Annotated in this window: 11 protein-coding genes and 1 pseudogene; 11 read left to right on the forward strand and 1 reads right to left on the reverse strand. The window is 37.6% G+C overall.

Annotation, left to right across the window (positions count from 1 at the left end):
* Window positions 1–72: 72 nt before the first annotated feature.
* From EUI_RS0108285 to EUI_RS0108300, 5 genes and pseudogenes are all read left to right on the forward strand, one after another.
* Window positions 73–1,434, forward strand: a complete 1,362-nt coding sequence (locus tag EUI_RS0108285) for a carbohydrate ABC transporter permease (protein WP_010017400.1) — start codon at window positions 73–75, stop codon at window positions 1,432–1,434.
* A gap of 2 nt (window positions 1,435–1,436) precedes the next feature.
* The gene (locus EUI_RS0108290; protein ID WP_010017402.1) at window positions 1,437–2,285 is read left to right on the forward strand and encodes a sugar ABC transporter permease; all 849 of its coding nucleotides are present in this window, start codon (window positions 1,437–1,439) and stop codon (window positions 2,283–2,285) included.
* A gap of 62 nt (window positions 2,286–2,347) precedes the next feature.
* A complete protein-coding gene (locus EUI_RS0108295; RefSeq protein WP_010017403.1) occupies window positions 2,348–3,349 on the forward strand; it encodes a LacI family DNA-binding transcriptional regulator in 1,002 nt (333 codons plus the stop codon).
* Between the two features lie 629 nt (window positions 3,350–3,978).
* Window positions 3,979–4,196 (forward strand): annotated as a pseudogene (locus EUI_RS10840) (MFS transporter); the annotation flags it as partial.
* Between the two features lie 94 nt (window positions 4,197–4,290).
* Entirely contained in the window at window positions 4,291–6,549 is a 2,259-nt protein-coding gene (locus tag EUI_RS0108300) for a glycoside hydrolase family 65 protein (protein ID WP_010017404.1), read from the forward strand.
* Window positions 6,550–6,650: 101 nt separating this feature from the next.
* On the opposite strand, the gene EUI_RS0108305 is transcribed toward EUI_RS0108300, so the two are convergent.
* On the reverse strand, window positions 6,651–7,661 hold the full coding sequence (locus EUI_RS0108305) for a LacI family DNA-binding transcriptional regulator (RefSeq protein ID WP_010017405.1): 1,011 nt from the start codon (window positions 7,659–7,661) through the stop codon (window positions 6,651–6,653).
* A gap of 111 nt (window positions 7,662–7,772) precedes the next feature.
* Here EUI_RS0108305 and EUI_RS0108310 point away from each other — a divergent pair, with 111 nt between their 5' ends.
* From EUI_RS0108310 to EUI_RS0108335, 6 genes are all read left to right on the forward strand, one after another.
* A complete protein-coding gene (locus EUI_RS0108310) occupies window positions 7,773–9,449 on the forward strand; it encodes a glycoside hydrolase family 13 protein (protein ID WP_010017406.1) in 1,677 nt (558 codons plus the stop codon).
* Between the two features lie 105 nt (window positions 9,450–9,554).
* A complete protein-coding gene (locus EUI_RS0108315) occupies window positions 9,555–10,871 on the forward strand; it encodes an SLC45 family MFS transporter (RefSeq protein WP_263431523.1) in 1,317 nt (438 codons plus the stop codon).
* A 3-nt stretch (window positions 10,872–10,874) separates the two neighbouring features.
* On the forward strand, window positions 10,875–12,551 hold the full coding sequence (locus EUI_RS0108320; RefSeq protein WP_010017409.1) for a glycoside hydrolase family 13 protein: 1,677 nt from the start codon (window positions 10,875–10,877) through the stop codon (window positions 12,549–12,551).
* A gap of 371 nt (window positions 12,552–12,922) precedes the next feature.
* Entirely contained in the window at window positions 12,923–14,221 is a 1,299-nt protein-coding gene (gene hisS, locus EUI_RS0108325; RefSeq protein WP_010017410.1) for a histidine--tRNA ligase, read from the forward strand.
* Window positions 14,221–15,987 carry an aspartate--tRNA ligase gene (gene aspS, locus EUI_RS0108330; RefSeq protein ID WP_010017411.1) on the forward strand — a complete coding sequence of 589 codons (1,767 nt, stop codon included), beginning with the start codon at window positions 14,221–14,223 and terminating at the stop codon, window positions 15,985–15,987. Before hisS ends, aspS begins: the two co-directional genes overlap by 1 nt.
* A 133-nt stretch (window positions 15,988–16,120) precedes the next feature.
* Entirely contained in the window at window positions 16,121–16,987 is an 867-nt protein-coding gene (locus EUI_RS0108335) for a YitT family protein (RefSeq protein WP_010017412.1), read from the forward strand.
* Window positions 16,988–17,076: the final 89 nt, after the last annotated feature.

The raw sequence follows: 17,076 nt of genomic DNA on the forward strand, positions 1-17,076 counted from the left end.
CAGAGTAAGCATGTTTTTAGCAGAGAGCATTCCTCTCTCTGCGTACATAACTAATGAAAGTTGGAATGAAAGATGTTTAAAAAAAAGAAACATTCAACACATGAGGAGCATATCTCACTCATTAAACTATTTGGTCAAGCGGACAGTGTGACGAAAACATCATATCTTATTATGGGGTCGGCAAACTTTGCAAATAAGCAATTCCTTAAGGGATTGGTATTTCTAATTTTAGAAATAAGTTGGCTTGCCTGGTTGTTTACGGTTGGTTTAAAAGCGTATCATAATATGTTTACCTTGGGAACACATGCACAAGGTTTAGTTTATGATAAATCGTTAGGTATTTCAATTTTGCAAGCCGGTGATAATTCGATGCTTCTACTATTGTGGGGGATGTTGTCAGTCATTATTACTGTTTTGTTTATCTGGTTGTATCGCATAAACTTACAGTCAGCGCGGCATATTTGGGAGTTGAAGCAAGAAGGTGTTAAATTGCCAACATTGCGTGAAGATTTAGCATCTCTACTTGATGAAAAAATGCACATTACTTTAATGGCCGTACCAATGACAGGTGTCTTATTTTTCACGATTTTACCATTAATCTACATGATAGCAATTGCTTTCACGTCCTATGATCATAATCATTTGCCACCAAAAAATTTGTTTGAATGGGTCGGATTGACTAATTTTGGTAACGTTATTTCTGGCCAAATGGCTCATACATTTTTCCCAGTGCTTGCATGGACTTTGATTTGGGCAGTTGCGGCAACAGTTTCTTCATTTTTCTTTGGCGTAATCTTAGCAATGATGATCAATGCTAAAGGAATTAAAGGCAAAAAATTCTTCCGAACGATTTTTATTTTAACAATGGCCATTCCAGCATTTATATCATTGTTGATCATGAATAATATGTTTGCCGATGGTGGACTGGTGAATACGTTGTTGATTAATTCTGGTTTAACTAAAACAAATCTGCCGTTTTTTACAAATCCTTTATTCGCAAAATTTACAATCATTATTGTAAATTTGTGGATTGGTATTCCAGCAACAATGTTGGTTACGACTGGTATTTTACAAAATCAATCTGAAGATCAAATCGAAGCAGCACAAATTGATGGTGCTAACAAATTTCAAATATTCAAATCAATTACGTTTCCACAAATCGTCTTTGTGATGGCACCTAGTTTGATTCAACAATTTATTGGTAATGTCAATAACTTTAACGTTATTTACTTATTAACTGGTGGTGGACCTGCTAATTCAAATTACTACGGCGCGGGTTCAACGGATTTGTTAATTACGTGGCTGTATAACTTGACTTTGAATACAGCGGATTATAATTTAGCGTCAGTTATTGGTATTTTGATCTTTATCTTGTCTGCAGTCTTCTCACTGATTGCCTATAAGAAAGTGTCGAACTCGGGAATGGAGGTCTAATTATGCATAGCATTAGAGGCGTAAAACGGCGAAATAAGATAATTTTGTACATTACTTTGTCTATTATGGCATTTATATGGGTGATTCCAATTATATGGATTGTCCTCACGAGCTTTCGCGGTGAAGGTGGTGCTTTTGTGAATTATTTTTGGCCAAAAACTTATACATTTCACAATTACGTACAGCTGTTCACCAACAGTCAATATCCGTTTGGGCGCTGGTTCTTAAATACGTTGTTTGTTTCTATTATTAGTGGCATTATTTCCACTATGCTCGTATTGTCAATGGCTTATTCTTTAAGTCGCTTAAAGTTCAAAATCAAGGGGCCCTTCTTGAAAATTGCTTTGGTTTTGAACATGTTTCCTGGTTTTATGGCGATGTTTGCAATTTATTATATCTTGAAGGCAGCCGGTTTGACACAGAGTTTGTTTGCTTTGATTTTAGTATATGTCTCAGGCGCTGGACTTGCATTTTATATTCAAAAAGGCTTTTTCGATACAATTCCGTATTCATTGGATGAAAGCGCGATGCTTGATGGTGCGACAAAATGGGAAATTTTCACCAAAATAACTTTGCCTTTATCAAAACCGATCATTGTTTTTACAGCTTTAACAGCTTTTACTGGACCTTGGATGGATTTTATTTTTGCACAAGTGATTATGGGTGATAATGTGAAAAATTATACGGTTGCCATTGGTTTATATTCTATGATGACCAAAGAAACGGCTAACTCATTATTCATGAGCTTTGCTGCCGGTGCTGTTATCATTGCCATTCCAATTACTATATTATTTATACTTTTACAACGTTTCTACGTGTCAGGTGTGACAAGTGGTTCAGTGAAAGGCTAAAAAAGATTGGGGTGTCAGTCCCAATCTTTTTCATGTTAAAATAACGTGTACAGGAGGTCGGTATGGTTACAATACAAGATATTGCTAATAAATCTGGAGTTGCTATTTCAACTGTTTCACGCGCGTTAGCAAATTCACCAAAAATTAGCGTCAAAACGAAGGAACGCATCAAAAAAATTGCTCAAGAAATGGGTTATACACCAAATTTTGCCGCACGTAACTTAACGCAAAGTGAAAGTAACACGGTCGGTGTCGTGTTTCAGCCGCAGGCATCAGATAGCACAGAAAACGACTTTGCGATGCAATTATTATTTGGCATTAATTCACAATTAGTGGCGCGTCAATATTTATTGACCACAGCAACTGGTAGTAACTGGTCAGAAGTGTATAATGCGGTTAAAATGATGGTTGATGCTGGGCAGGTGCGTCGCTTCATTTTGCTCTATACGGTTGAAAATGACCCGATTTCTGAGCTGCTGCGGGAAAATAGCGCACGTGTGGTGGTAACTGGTGAACCTGAACAGTCAAATGACGTATTGTACGTGGATAATGATAATCGACGGGCAGGCGAAGAAGCAACACGTCTGTTAGTCGAACAGTTTGATCTCAAAGCACCGTTGTTTGTTCGCACGTTGGCGGATTGGCGCTACGAACGAAATCGTGAAATAGGGTTTCGTGCCGCGCAGCCAGATGCTCAAGTCTTATCGTTGCCCGTAGCTTTTCAAGCACAAAAACAGGTGTTGGAAAACTATTTTGATGCGCATCACGAGATTGATGGTTTAATTGCCAGTGATGACAAAATTGGTTATTTGTCACGTAATCAAGCACAAGCACATCTCCAAACACACCCTAAATTACCGACTATTGCCTTTAATCGATCGGAATATGCGCGACTAGGGGGTAAGGATTTCTACTCAGTCGATATGTTACCTCGCAGTTTGGGTAGCGAAGCGGTTCGATTATTATTTAATGATCAACGTTCGCTACTTGAGCAAACAAAGGCAACAAGTGTGATTGTGCCTTATCGTTTGCCTAAAATGGGGATCGGCACATTGGAAATTTGAATACTGTCGTGCGAATGGCTCATATTTCTAAAATAATAGCTAGTCGGGTAATTAACCATTTCTGATCAAGTGTCGCACGAACTGATAACGATTGTTGAAGATACAATTAAAATAGTCGATCATCCCTAATTAAGAGGCTCGTGCTTTGTTATCTCAAAGTAAAGGTTTCCCAAACAGAGACTCATTCATATTTGTCTGATGAAAATTTAATGTATCATTTTCAATTACCAACAGCGATTGTCTGTGCAATCGATTTGTATTTCACTTAGCATGTTACAGATTGTCTATAAAACTCTTAGTGATTGTGGTGATATTGTATTTGACGGTGTACTTATCGACCATTTTCTTCTTAGTTTATAGACAACCGCTTGCCCTTATTTGATCATAAAAATGATGAATAAACTATTTTACAATTTGAGCCCAAAAGTACTATAATGGTAAAAATTCACAGTATTATGACAAGAATAATCGTTCGAGAATCGATGGGTTTACTAACAGTTATCATTAATCCATTGTGCAAACGCTTCCATTAAATCCAAAAATGTTTTATGCTATAAAATGTAAGCGGTTACATCGGTGTTGATCCAATTTGTATGTTTCATTTTTAATGAAGATGAAACAATTTCATCGCTATTACTGACGATCACATGGGTAGGTACTTGGGATTGTTTGATGGTTCAATTTGCCTGCCCTAATTTCCACCTCAACCGCTAGTTTGACATTATTCCCAGTACTGGGATCACATTTGCCATTAATGATATTAGTTTCTGGTATCTTAATGTGCATTGGGGCTGTTAGTGTGGAATTTATCAACGAAATGCACAGTAACCCTGTTGATACAAAGTAATGCTCAACGCTTCGGCGTTAATGTGTGCGGTTAGCAGTCGCAGATATTAGCGCTGAAGCTAAGCATTAGAAAAACTGAAGAGGTAGAAAGTCTTATGAAACGAATTTTTGAAGTTGATCCTTGGAAAGTCACATCACATGATTTGAATCTTGAAGATAAACGTCTACAAGAATCTATGACAAGTTTAGGCAACGAGTATATGGGCATGCGTGGCATGTTTGAAGAAGTGTACTCCGGTGACACGCATCAAGGTATTTACATTGGCGGTGTTTGGTTTCCTGACAAAACACGTGTTGGTTGGTGGAAAAATGGGTACCCACTTTACTTTGGAAAAGCCATCAATGCTTTAAACTATGTCAAAGCAGACATTTACGTAGATGGTAATCAAGTTGATTTAGCCAAAAACGATGTGACTGATTTTGAAGTATCATTGGATATGAAAACTGGTGTTTTGAAGCGCACATTCACTGTATTTGGCGTGACATTTAAAATCACGCGCTTAGTTTCAGCAGCAGTAAAGGAATTGGCAGATATTCATTATGACTTGTCATCTGCTGATGGTCAAACGCACCAAATTCACTTTGATGCTAGTATTGATGCTGATGTTGTCAACGAAGATTCAAATTATGATGAAAAGTTCTGGCAAGTTTTGGACGCTGGTAATGAAACAGATTCATCATTTATCGCCACCCAAACGATTGAAAATCCATTCGGTGTACCGCAATTTACGGTCGTTGCTCGGCAAAGTTTTGTTGGTGGTGAAAAACACGGCATGAACTGTTCTGAAAAAGAAGTCACTGATAACTTTGATATCAAAGTACCAGCTAAGGGCGCAGTGACCTTTGAAAAACGTGTGATTGTCACAACTTCTCGTGATTATGATAGTTTAGAAAAAGTAATTGCTGCAGGTGACATATTAACAGCAGAAATTGCTACGAAATCATACGATGTTATTTACAGTGCTCATGCGCAAGAATGGGCCAAACGATGGGGAAAAGCTGATGTTCAAATTGAAGGAGATAACGCGGCCCAACAAGGTATTCGCTTCAATTTATTTCAACTATTTTCAACCTATTATGGTAACGACCCTCGTTTGAATATTGGACCAAAAGGCTTTACTGGAGAAAAGTATGGTGGTGCAACTTATTGGGACACAGAAGCTTTTGCGATTCCTGTTTATCTTGGTGTTGCTGATCCGTCAGTCACACGTTCATTGCTTCAGTATCGTTTTGACCAACTAGATGGGGCTTTCCATAACGCCAAAGAGCAAGGGCTAAAAGGTGCTTTGTATCCAATGGTTACCTTTGATGGTATTGAATCACACAACGAGTGGGAAATTACTTTTGAAGAAATTCACCGTAATTCTACGATTGCTTATGCGATTTACAATTATACTAACATCACAGGCGATCACTCATGGCTAGATGATGACGGCGCGCAAGTTTTGTATAATATTGCACGTTTTTGGGCTGATCGTGTTCACTATTCTGCACGAAATGATAAATACATGATTCATGGTGTTACTGGTCCCAACGAGTACGAAAATAATGTGAATAATAACTTCTATACAAACTGGATGGCTAAGTGGGTTTTGCAATATTCACTTGAACACTACGACGAAATTAATGATGATGAAAAAGCTAAGTTGGCGTTGACAGATGACGAACTAGCAAAGTGGCAAAAGATTGTGGATAAAATGTATTTGCCTGAGGCTGATGTCGAAACTAAGACTGGCAAAAAGCATATCTTTGTACAACATGATACTTTCTTGGATAAAGATTTGACGCCAATTGCTGATATGCCACAAGATATTCGACCAATTAACCAAAATTGGTCATGGGATCGTATCTTACGTTCACCTTATATCAAGCAGTCTGATACGTTGCATGCGATGTTTTACTTCCCAGATTCTTTTACAGAAGAAGAAAAGCGCAACAACTTTGAATTTTACGAACCATTGACGGTGCACGAGTCATCATTGTCACCATCTGTTCATTCAATTTTGGCAGCTGATTTGCAAATGGCAGATAAAGCAGTTGAAATGTACGAGCGTGCTGCGCGTTTGGATTTGGACAATTATAATAATGACACTTCTGATGGATTACACATTACGGCGATGACGGGTTCATGGTTAGCAATTGTGCAAGGATTTGCGGGTATGCGTATACGTGATGATAAACTTCACTTGAAACCATTTTTACCAAAAAATTGGACTAAATATGCATTTCGTTTGGTATTTCGCGATCACGTCCTTGAAGTATCAGTAAATGCACAAGGCACTCATGTTGATTTGATTTCAGGTGAAACATTGGTAATTGATTTATTAGGGAAAGATATTATTTTGACAAAATAATAGATAAGTCATATTTAGATAATATTAGTAGTCATAATCAAAAAGCAACACCTGCCTATTCAAAAATAAGGTAGGTGTTGCTTTTTGATTATGACTGTTGTTCAATTTTCTTTACCACGTTGAAGAGGTGACGCGACGGTGCCACCAAGAACTAGCGTGGTATCAGTAAAGATAATAGTATGTGGGGATAATTTTTTTTCAGCGAGGCTTTTTATAGCTAGTTGACCCATTAATTGAAAATTTTGTTTGGTAGACGTCAAAATTGGTCGTGTGAGTTGAGTAAGATCTGTACCGTCAATTGTGACAATGGATAAGTCCTCTGGTATCGATAATTGCGCATCTTTTGCCCCATTAAGTAGGCCAATACTGATGATATCCGCAGACCCAATAGCAGCGCTAAATGGTAATGGTACACCAAAATGTTTAATAGCATCAAGGCCAGTTTGATAAGTGTTTTCTACACCCCAAATAAAATCAGGATTGTATGTTATACCATGCTCTGATAAGGCGTTAATAAAGCCTTGACGTCTAAGATTGGCGACAATTGGTTCTGGCCTTGAAGAACCAATAAGTGCGATATCTCTATGACCGTTATCATAGAGATAATCAACGATGTCGTGCACTGTGTCATAATTATTTGATGATATCGATGGAATTTTATTATTCAGTTGGTTCGAGACACTAATTAGTTGCACGTTAGTATCCAATAAAACGGCCAAAACAGTGTCATCGATATCGATGGCAAGCATAGCGATTGCTAGTAAATTTCGTGACAGTAAGGACTTTACGGTTTGAATCTGTTGTTGAATATCGCTCTCAACAAAAGCAACTATGAGTTCATAGTTGAGTTCGTAAGCTTTTGACTGCATACCCTTAATAATTTCGTCGGCGAAGTTTGTGTGTGAACTGGGGACAAGAACACCGATAACGCGACTTTCTTTTTGTGATAAATCAGCTGCTGATTGGTTTTTAAAATACCCCATTGATTCAGCGAGATCACGTACTTTTTGAGCTGTTTCTGCGTTAAAACGGCCACGATTAGTTAAAATGCGAGATACAGATGCTGGTGAAAGACCAGCCTTATTTGCGATGTCTTTAATTGTGATAGTCATACTCCATATTATAACCTAAAATCTGTTGACAAACATGGTGTAAGCGGTTACAATAATATTTGCGTAAACGTTTACGCAAATAAGAATGCTAGGCACAGTGAGGAAATGATAATGACACAGACAAAGTGGTGGCAAAAGGCGGTTGTCTATCAAATTTATCCGCGAAGTTTTCAGGATAGCAATGGTGATGGTATTGGCGATATTCCAGGTATCATTCAACGCTTACCGTATTTGAAAGAATTGGGCGTGCAAGTCATTTGGCTAAGTCCGATATATCAATCACCAAATGATGATAATGGTTACGACATTAGTGATTATCAGAAAATTTTGCCAGAATTTGGCACGATTGCTGATGTTAGAGAGATGCTGTTAGTTGCACATGAACTTGGTTTGAAAGTAATGATGGATTTAGTTGTTAATCATACATCTGATGAACATTTTTGGTTTCAAAAAAGTCGTCAATCTAAGAATAACGTGTACCGTGATTATTATATCTGGCGAAATCCAGTCAATGGACATGCGCCGAATAATTGGTTATCTGATTTTGGTGGGTCAGCGTGGGAATATGATGCTAAAACAGCACAATATTATTTACATCTTTTTTCTAAAAAACAACCAGATTTAAATTGGGATGATCCAAAACTACGACAAGAAATTTACACAATGATGCAGTGGTGGTTGATCCAGGGCATTGATGGTTTCCGTATGGATGTCATTAATTTAATTTCTAAGCAATCAGGGTTCCCAGATGATCCAAAAGTTGATCATGATAGTCATGGGTCATCAATGGTATTTGTAGCAAATGGGCCAAATGTGCATCAATATTTGCAAGAGATGAACAAACTAGTATTATCGAAACATGATATCATCACTGTCGGTGAAACACCTGGTGTAACAACGGATGATGCGGTAAAATATGCTGGATTTGACCGCCACGAACTGCAAATGGTGTTTCAGTTTGAACATACAGAACTTGATAATAGTCATGAAGGCTTGGGCAAGTGGAGTAATGATCGGGTTAATTTGGTGGATTTGAAACGTAGCTTATCTAAATGGCAAACTCATTTATATGGTCATGCTTGGAATAGTTTGTATTGGAATAATCATGATCGACCACGGGTAGTATCGAGATTTGGCAATGATTCAGAGGCGTATCGTGTGCAATCAGCTAAAATGTTGGCAGCAACACTTCATTTTATGCAAGGTACCCCATATATCTATCAAGGCGAAGAAATTGGGATGACAAATATTGCATTATCATCGATTGATCAATATCAAGATATTGATACGTTAAACGCTTATGACGATCTGGTTGTTCAAAAAAAACGTGTGACGCCTGAGCAAATGATGGCTTACATTCATCACGCGTCCCGTGATAATGCGCGCACACCAATGCAATGGGAAAACACCAAAAATGCTGGTTTTACTACTGGTAGTCCTTGGTTACCAGTTAATTCTAATTATCAAACGATAAATGTATCTGATACGTTTTCTGACAGGGAATCAATTTTTTATTTTTATAAAAAATTGATTGCTCTAAGACAACAGTTACCGATTATAACGACCGGCCGTTATGAAGTATTAGATTTAGAGGATGAATTTGTTTATGCCTACAGACGAATCGGCAAAGATTCTCAATTACTGGTAATCAGTAATTTTTCAGATCAACCGCAAATACGACATTATAACTTCGGCACGATCACGTCATTGCTCATTGGTAATTATAGAGATGATGCAGGGGACATTTTAAGAGCTTATGAAACGAAAGTTTATTTGATTGAAATGTAAGCGGTTACTTTAAAAGGTGATTACGTGTTAATCACTTAACGAAAGAGAGTGAGTATTTTGAATAACAACATACAAACAAAAGGTCAGCTGCCAAGGCTCACAAGTATGCAATTGTTTTTAATGACATTTGGTTATGCTGGTGTACAAGTTGCTTTTTCAGTTCAGACTGGTAATATGGGTCGAATATTTCAAACGTTAGGAACTGATCCAACTAAGTTGGGATTTTTCTTCATTCTGCCACCATTAGCTGGCATGATAACACAACCGTTAATTGGTTTGTTTTCAGATAAAACATGGCTCCCAAAATTAGGACGGCGCATACCTTACCTGATTGGTGGTTGCGCAGTATCGATTGTGGTGCTATTATTATTGCCAAATACAGGTTCGTTTGGCTTTGGTTATGGTTCGATGACAGCTTTATGGTTTGGTGCAGTCACTGTATTATTTATGGATTTATCTGCAAATGTGTCTATGCAACCATTTAAAATGATCATTCCAGATATGGTTAGTGAGCAGCAAACAGATAAAGCATGGACACTACAGAATATGTGGGGGAGTTTAGGTGGTGTTATTGCCTTTATATTTCCATTTGTTTTAACGGTTTTTGGTATTTCTAATACGGCGGCTCGTGGCGTTGTACCTGATTCGGTCAAGATATCATTTTATGTTGCAGCAGCCATTTTACTGCTATCTACAATATTTACTGTTATCAATGTGAAAGAATATGATCCAGAGACACTGGCTTATTACCACGGTATCACAGCTAATAACGAAAAGCGTGATTCGTTTGTCGATATCTTAAAACATGCACCTAAGGTATTTTGGACACTAGGCATCGTAGAATTCTTTGTTTGGTTTGGCATTCCATATATGTGGACCTACTCTACCGGAGCTTTATCAGAAAATATTTGGCACGTGTCAGACCCGGCGTCTGCTGGATATCAAGCAGCTGGAAATTGGTTTGGTATATTACAGGCAGTCTATTCAGTAGTGGCGATATTAGTTGGTATTTTTTTTCAACATCTCAATAAAAAGACACGTAAATGGGCTTTTTTCTTCAGTTTAATAGCTGGTGGAATTGGCTTTATAGTTGTCGCATATGGACATACACATATGTCATCATTATTTGGATTTATATTAATAGGTATTGGGTGGATTGCTATTATTTCCATACCCTTTACGATATTGACCAATGCTTTAAATGGCAGACATGATGGCATCTATTTAGGATTATTTAATTGTTTCATATGCATTCCCCAAATAGTTGCTTCAATTGCAAGTTTTGCTATTTTTCCACTTGTTGGCCAGTCAATGGCGCATATGTTGGCTATTGCTGGTGTGACTTTAATAATTGGTGGATGCTTAATTTGGATAGTTAAAGAAGATGATTCACAGACGGACAGAATAAAAAAAGGAATATAAATCATGACAAAGAATATTAAATGGTGGCAAAAAGCAGTGGTGTATCAAGTTTATCCGCGCTCATTTCAAGATGCAAATGGGGATGGTATTGGTGATTTACAAGGGATTGAGCAGCGCTTAGATTATATCGAAAAATTAGGAGCAGACGTTATTTGGTTGAATCCAGTATATGCGTCACCTGACAAAGATAACGGTTATGATATTTCCGATTATGAAGATATTAATGCGAAATTTGGTACGATGGCAGATTTTGATCGATTACTTAGTAAGGCGCATACTAAAGGGATTAAAATTTTAATGGATTTAGTAGTTAATCACACTTCTGATCAGCATCAATGGTTTATTGAAAGTCGATCATCTAAAGATAATGATAAACGAGATTTTTATATTTGGCGTGATCCTGTTGAAGGCCACGAACCAAACAATTGGGGATCCTTCTTTTCAGGTCCTGCTTGGAAATACGATGAGAGCACAGGTCAATATTATCTTCATTTATTTGCTGAAGGGCAACCTGATTTAAATTGGGCTAATACGAAGGTGCGTCAATCTGTTTTTGACATGATGAATTTCTGGGTTGATAAGGGAATTGATGGCTTCCGAATGGATGTTATCTCCTTAATTTCAAAACCTGATGGTTTACCAGATGGTGACGTCCCTGCAGATGGGACATATGGCAATTCTGATAGAGCAGTAGCAAATGGTCCTCGTGTTCATGATTATTTACAAGAAATGCGTCAAAAAGTATTAAATCGTGCTGATATGATGACAGTTGGTGAGGCGTCAGGGGTCGATATCAGTAACGCGATTAAGTACGCTGATAATAATGCTTCTGAATTGAATATGGTCTTTCAATTTGAACATATGGGGTTAGATAATAATCCTAATTCAGCACTTGGTAAATGGTATGATAAAAAAGTTTCGTTAATTGATTTAAAAGAAAATCTATCCAAATGGCAAAACAAATTGGCTGGAAAAGCATGGAATTCATTGTATTGGGATAATCATGATCAACCACGTGCCGTTAGTCGATATGGTAACGATAGGCCAGAATATCGTGAAGTATCAGCTAAAATGGTAGCGACACTATTGCATTTTATGCAAGGAACTCCTTATATTTATCAAGGTGAAGAAATTGGAATGACAAATGCGTATAATTTAAAGCGCTCTGATTTTGATGATATTGAGATAAAAAATGCTTTTGAGTATTTAGTTGATAAAGATCATTTGATTGATGAGGAAACTATGCTATCTTATGTACATGCTAAGGGACGAGATAACGCACGCACGCCGATGCAGTGGGATGAGACCAAAAATGCTGGATTTACCACCAGTACACCATGGTTAAAGTTAAACGATAATTATCAAGAAATAAATGTGAAGCAAGCCTTATCAGATAGCCATTCGATTTTTTATTATTATCAAAAATTAATACAATTACGCCATGAGATGCCAATTATTACGACAGGTGATTATGAGTTGCTGGATTCAAAAGATGATCAAGTGTATGCTTACCGGCGACTTGGGGAGGGTGAGCAATTACTAGTTATCAATAATTTCACAGATCAAAAATTAACACGTCAGTTTGACGTACCAAAACAAGCAACGGTGTTGATTAGTAATTATGATGATGATCAAGGCGAACTATTACGGCCTTATGAGTCAAAAGTTTATTATTTTTAATGTCGAAATCGTTTAAATGAATCATAGTTAACTTGACTTTATCGTTAATTAAAGCTATGATTAAAACAATATTAAAGCCGATGAATTGGAAAAATCATAGTTTGGACAAGTAGAAATTTTGCGGATGATGCAAGCAAAACGATAACATGATTTGCGACACCTTGGAGGTCATTGTTGTTTAAGACAGTGCGTGGTTGCGCGATAAGCAGACCAAGCGATACATGAATTTGTATCGAAATTTAAGGTGGTACCGCGTAAAAACGCCCTTAACGAGAAGTCGTTAAGGGCGCTTTTTTCAGGTTAAATATTAAAATTTCAAAGGAGAATATGTTGCTATTCTAGTACAATTTACCATAGCAACAATTAAAAAAATGGCAAAACCAACATTTCAACGACCAAAGGGAACGGCTGACCTATTACCGGATAATACATTACAATGGCAACATGTCGAGAGTATCGCACGTTTATTATTTGGCGATTATAATTTTAAAGAGATACGGACACCACTATTTGAAAACTTTGATGTCTTTTCACGATCAGCAGGAGATACATCCGATGTTGTGACAAAAGAAATGTACGACTTTCATGATAAGGGAGATCGTCATATTGCACTACGCCCTGAGGGCACAGCAGGTGTTGTACGAGCATATGTTGAAAATAAATTATTTGGACCAGAATTTGACAAACCTTACAAGGCTTATTATATGGGCCCAATGTTTCGTTACGAGCGGCCGCAAGCCGGCCGTTTTCGTCAATTTCATCAAATTGGCGTTGAAGCATTTGGATCAAAATCACCTGCTTTAGATGTTGAAATTATTGCAATGGCTGTCGATTTATTTCAGACATTAGGTCTTAAAAATTTGAAAGTAGCCATTAATACTTTGGGTGATCAGTCATCACGAGCAGCTTATCGTCAAGCATTGATTGATTATTTAAAACCATATGTTAATGAATTATCTACTGATTCACAAAATCGACTAGAACAAAACCCACTGCGTGTTTTGGACTCAAAAGATCCCCGCGATAAAATATTTGTCGCTGATGCGCCCTCAATACTAGATTATTTATCAGAGGAAGCAACTAAACATTGGCAGCAAGTACAGACAATGTTGCATGCGTTAAACATTAATTATGAAATCGATGCAACAATGGTCCGCGGTTTGGATTATTATAATGATACAATATTTGAAATTATGACGCTTGATGACAACTTGAAAGGGGCTGCCACAATTGCTGGTGGTGGCCGTTATTCAGGATTAGTGGCAGAGTTTGGTGGGCCAGAAACACCTGGTGTGGGATTTGGTATTGGTATGGAACGCTTGATAGGGTTACTTAATGCGCAAAATATCGCACCAATAGTTGATGACAAGTTAGATTTTTATGTGGTTAACATTGGGGATGGTACTGATGTTGTGGCTATGCAAACTGTGCAAGCTATTCGATCATTTGGTTATGTTGCAGAACGTGATTATCTTGGTCGTTCTGCAAAGGCACAGTTTAAAAGTGCGGACCGTAACCATAGCAAATATGTTGTAACCATTGGTGACCAAGAATTAGTTGATCATACTGCTAATATCAAAAAAATGGCAACTGGTCAGCAACAAACTGTTAAATTAGCAGATTTGTATACAAACTTACCTACAATCATTGCTTCAAAGGGAGATAGATAATGAAACGAACAACATATGCAGGGCTAATAGATGAAAAATACCTTGGACAAACAGTTACTTTGTCGGGATGGGTACAAAAGCGTCGTGATTTTGGGGATCTCATTTTTGTTGATTTACGTGATCGTGAAGGCATAGTGCAATTGACTTTTAGCGCGACTAATCAGATCGCATTATCAGTGGCAGAAGAGATGCGTAGTGAGTATGTCATATCGATTACTGGTCTGGTTGTTAATCGAAATGATGATCAAGTTAACAATAAAATTCAGTCAGGAAAAATTGAAATTAATGTCACTGATGCAAAAATTTTAGCTACCTCAAAAACACCACCATTTTATATTGAAAATGGTGTCAATGCGAACGAAGAATTGAAATTAAAATACCGTTACTTAGACTTACGACGTCCAGAAATGCAACAGAATTTACGCATTCGCTCAAAAATTATGTCAAGTGCTATGCACTTTATGGACCAAAATGACTTTATTAACATTGAAACGCCAATTTTAGCTAAATCAACACCTGAAGGTGCACGAGACTACCTTGTGCCTTCAAGAATATTTCCTGGCTCATTCTATGCTTTACCACAATCACCACAGTTATTTAAACAGCTTTTAATGGGTGCTGGATTTGATCGTTATTTTCAAATTGCACGCGCTTTCCGTGATGAAGATTTAAGAGGTGATCGTCAACCAGAATTCACGCAAATGGATGTCGAGACATCGTTTATGTCGGCAGACGAAATTCGTACTTTAGTAAATGCATGGGTTAAAACTATGATGTATGATGTTGTGAACTTTGACCTTGATACAGCAAAAATCCCAACGTTGACTTGGCAAGAATCAATGGATAGATTTGGAACCGACAAACCTGATCTACGCATTGCGTATGAATTAAAAGATCTATCATCAATTGTTAAAACATCAGATTTTGGCGTCTTTACCAATGCAATCAAAGCAGGTGGGGTTGTCAAAGCCATAGCTGTCCCAGGTGGTGCAGACAAATATTCACGCAAAGACATTGACAAATTAGCACATTACATTGAACGCTTTGGGGCCAAAGGTTTAGCTTGGTTAAAAGTGACTGACGAAGGACTTAAAGGACCAATTGCAAAGTTTTTCCCAGAGGGAAATGATTTAATTCATGCAACTGGCGCAAAAGTTGGTGATTTATTATTGTTTGGTGCAGGTCGTACGGATATTGTTGCGGCGACATTGGATTATTTACGTCGTCAAACGGCTAAAGATTTAGAATTAGTTAATCAAGAAAATCCATGGGCTTTTGCTTGGATTGTTGACTGGCCATTATTTGAGTATTCTGAAGATTTTGATCGTTGGATCGCAGCACATCATCCATTTACAATGCCAAACGAAGAAGATCTTCATTATTTGGACGAAGGTGAGGACCCACACCAAGCGCATGCGCAAAGTTATGATTTAGTTTTGAATGGCTATGAACTAGGATCTGGTTCAATTCGTATTAATAGTATGTCTATCCAAGAAAAGATGCTCAAAGCGCTTGGATTTACGCCTGAAGCGGCTCATGAGGCTTTTGGTTTCCTACTAGAAGGCATGGATTTTGGTTTTCCACCAATGGGCGGCATTGCCCTTGGATTAGATCGTTTAGCCATGTTACTAGCCGGACAAGAAAATATTCGTGAAGTCATTGCCTTTCCTAAAAACTCACGTGCTACCGAACCTATGACGCAAGCACCTACGCGTGTGGACGGCAAACAATTGAATGATCTTGGATTATTTGTGCCAGAAAATTAATCAGTAAAATATAAAAATGTTATAATAATATAATCGATGTGTTATAAATTATAATTTTATGTTTCTATCGCCAATATATTAAACAGTTCAAAATACGTTATTTAAAGGGAATGTACGAGTAAGTACAAAAATCATGCAAAAATTTTTCCATAATTTTATGAAACATCGTTATACGGGCCGTGTTGGTGGCGCAATATTTTATGCTGTGATTGTTGCCGTTGCTATGAACTATTTTTGGCGACCAGGGCACATTTATTCGTCTGGTTTTACAGGATTTGCGCAATTAGTTTCAACATTGACAGGTGACAAGATTCCTGTTGCGTTAGCGCTGGCATTGGTTAATTTACCTATGTTAATAATTGCTTGGTGGCAATTATCATGGCGTTTTGCAACCTTTACAACGTTAGCTGTATTATTAAGTGCGGCGCTAATGCCATTGTTTGATACCACGCGTATATTAACACCTGATCCGTTAATTAATGCACTGTTTGGTGGTGCTTTAAATGGTATGGCAGTTGGTACAGCATTAAGATACGGTGTAGGTACTGGTGGTCTTGATGTCATCGGGCTTCTAGTTAAAAAAAGGTTTGGCCTTAAAATGGGACCAGTCAACCTAGGTTTTAACGCGCTAATTATGATTGGCGCCGGTTTAACTTATGGTTGGAAATATGCACTTTACTCTATTGTCGGTGTTATTGTGAGTTCGCGGATGATTGATGCATTCTTTACACGACAACAGCAGATGCAGGTTATGATTATCACGACAAAACCTGAGGAAATGGTGCAAGGTATTTATGACAAAATGCGTCGAGGTGTGACGATTATCAACGATGCACATGGTGGTTACACTGGTGAAGATCGTGCGGTGTTATTAACTGTTATTACGCAACAAGAACGTTTTGAATTACGAGAAGCGATTAAGTCTGTTGACGATCATGCTTTCTCATCAACTTGGAAAATTGAACATACAGTTGGCCGCTTCTATGAACCAGAATTATAAAAATAATTATGGTATTGATCAAACTAGTTTGAAAATAATTGTCGTTTGAACGATTAAATATATTAAAAATTAGTATACAGGTGGTGTGA

It is taken from the genome of Leuconostoc gelidum subsp. gelidum KCTC 3527, assembly GCF_000166715.1.
In the GTDB taxonomy this organism is placed as follows: Bacteria; Bacillota; Bacilli; order Lactobacillales; family Lactobacillaceae; genus Leuconostoc; species Leuconostoc gelidum.